This is a genomic window from Clostridia bacterium, from assembly GCA_028698525.1.
Lineage (GTDB): Bacteria > Bacillota > Clostridia > JAQVDB01 > JAQVDB01 > JAQVDB01.
In genome coordinates this window covers 1-2906 of sequence record JAQVDB010000124.1, presented here as the reverse complement: position 1 = coordinate 2906, position 2906 = coordinate 1, and the positions used below count along the sequence as shown (strand labels likewise).

At 35.3% G+C, this 2906-nt stretch carries 2 protein-coding genes; both read right to left on the bottom strand.

Annotated elements, in window-relative coordinates:
• Positions 1-194: 194 nt before the first annotated feature.
• Entirely contained in the window at positions 195-1922 is a 1728-nt protein-coding gene (locus tag PHP06_10975; GenBank protein MDD3841062.1) for a peptidase domain-containing ABC transporter, read from the bottom strand.
• A gap of 120 nt (positions 1923-2042) precedes the next feature.
• A complete protein-coding gene (locus PHP06_10970; GenBank protein MDD3841061.1) occupies positions 2043-2423 on the bottom strand; it encodes a cysteine peptidase family C39 domain-containing protein in 381 nt (126 codons plus the stop codon).
• Between the last annotated feature and the right edge of the window lie 483 nt (positions 2424-2906).

Sequence of the window (2906 nt, the reverse complement as noted above, 5' to 3'; positions counted from 1 at the left end):
CCCCCTTCAACATAAGTCATCTCTTCCTCATCCATTACAACACAGTTACTCGGCATTACAAGTGTACCATCATAACACATATCCATGTTTTTCCCCTTTCTGATGTTTTAACATCCGTTAATTTTTGCAAGTTGGGTAGCTAGTCCTAACTTGCTGCGTGATTATATATTATTGCGTACGCACAACCACCTAGATTAATAGGTCATTATGTCTCCATCCATGGTGTCTTCTGGCACTAGCACTTCTGTTTTGTCTTCTTGAACAAAGTTTCCTTGCTGCATCTCCCATAACTGATAGTACAACCCCTTCTGGGATAACAATTCCTCATGGGTACCTTTTTCTACTACCTCGCCCTTATCTAAAACAATAATGGTATGACAGTTCTTTATTGTCGCTAACCTGTGAGCAATAATCAACATAGATTTATCTTTGTACTTGTTGTAGATCATGTCAAATATTATACTTTCTGTACCGAAATCTAGATTGCTTGTACTCTCATCGAATATGTAAAACTCATTCTTTTTTAGAAAAGCCCTTGCTAGAGCAATACGTTGCTTTTCCCCTCCCGAGAGCCCTTCACCTGCTTCCTCAAGAAAGGTGTAATACTGCATTGGGAGCTTTCGAATAAAATCATGTGCATCAGCTGCTTTAGAAGCTTCTTTAACCTCATCTAGCGTTGAGTTCATCTTGCTAACCCGGATATTGTCATATATACTCTTTGAAAACAATTCTATGTTTTGAGGAACATAGGATATAGCTCTTCGGATTGAGTCATTTGAATACTCATTTATATCCACCCCGTCAATTGAAATCTCACCAGCTTCAGGCTCATAGTACTTAAGTAGTAATTTTGCCATTGTGGATTTTCCACTTCCTGATGCACCTACTAGTGCTATCTTTTTGCCTTTAGGTATTGTAAAGCTTATATTCTTTAAAACTGGCTTTCTGTTACCATACCTAAATGTAACATTCTTGATAGTAATATCTCCATCAACTTTTTCTAGCTCCTGATATATGCCCTTGGTTTCTATATCTTGCTCCCTTTCATAATCTAAAATCTCTGAAATACGCTTCATTGAGATATTAGCCTCTTGTATAGACAGCTGCAGGCTTACAAGTCTTGATACAGGATCCATGAAATATCCTGCTAATGTCATAAAGGCCATCATAGTACCCAAAGTCATCTCATTGTTGATGACCTGCATTATGCCAAAATAAGTTAGTAATAAATTCCCACCTGTGGATATCAAACTAGATATAGAGCCTTGTATATTAGAGAGCATATTCTCCTTCACGCCAATACGCAGGGATTTTATATATTCATGCTCTATATTCTCAAGCTCAGTTTCTTCATTAGCGTTACCTTTGATGGTTTCAACTGCGCGGAGCCCTTCTATTATTTGAGAATTGAGGATAGATGCCTGCTGCATTTGCTCCTCGTTTATTTTTTTATAGGGTTGCTTAAAGATAAATACTAAAATAATACTGATAATCGTCATAAACAAAATAACAATAAACAAAGATGTATTCATTTTGTATAAAATAACTCCAGTTATAAGGGCCATGGAAACATCAATAATCAAGGTAAGCGCAATATTTGTAAACACATCTTTTATCGTAAAAGCATCTGAAAACCTTGTTATAATATCTCCAGTTTTACGTGTAGAAAAAAACTTCATCGGTAGTCTATATATATGTTCGAAATAACCTAGCATTAGAGGAATATCAATTTTGATTGATAAGTGTAGCATCATCCATTGTCGAACAAAGCCTAAGACAACTTGAGATATTCCTATACCTGCGAAAACAATCAGTACCAATTTTAATGTGTTCTCTAGTTTATAGGGCAATATCTCATCAAATATTATGCTATTAAATAAAGAAGACACAATCCCTAATACAGTAAGAATAAGAGAAGCTATAATCCCATACGCGAATAGTTTCTTTTGAGGTGATAAAAGCCGTACATAGCGAGAGAATACCTTGTCACCCTTATTTCTGCTACTAATAAATTTTTCGTTTGGTTTTAAGATTAGTATGGCTCATGTTAAGTCCTTATAAAACTCATCAATTTCCATACGTATAAGGTCTTTGGCAGGATCCCCGATTATCACATATTTATTAGTGATTTTAAATATAACAACAAAGTGGGATAAGCCCTCCTTGGTGATGGTATTAGCGATAGCAGGCAGTGTATACTTACTTAAAAAACCTTCCTTGTCGACTCTGACTGCTTGTGATGCAAAACCTAAATCGTCCGCACATTTGCTAAGACCTATCAGATTGGTGCCTTTTAAATCAGTACCCATCATGTCTCGGAGCTTAGTTATAGTAGTTTCCTTTTTATAATGAAGACACACCATTGCTAGGCATGCTGCTGCACAATCTGTTACATCATGCTGTTTTACAAATGTATATCTCACTTGAACCCCCAATACCCCTACTTAAACTAGTATTTAATATCTATATATATCAAGGCTGTTATTTATAGTTTCATTCAGATGGGTATATATTACTTTGTGTAACCCATTTTATACTATATATTTGCCAGTGTCAACCCTTTGTTTGTATTTATTTGAATATAAGTATAATGTGACAAAATAATATGTTTTTCGACACTCATAAGACCTATATACCTAGCTAGACTAATTTTAGTTAAATAAAAATAAAGGCCTTCCGTCATTATCCTGTCAGCTGTATTAGAGCTAAAAGTGAATAGTTCGAAAGACCCTTATTGATTATAAGCTTTCAAAAATTATTTACTTGTAATATCAAAGGCCCAGGGCCCTTTAAGGGAGTTTATCAACCCATCAAAGGTTATGGTTAGCTTTTTATCCCCTGGCCTTATCTCTAGGTCAAAATGGTCTATTACCAAGTTGTCATTATAATGATAGCTGTAGCTATAG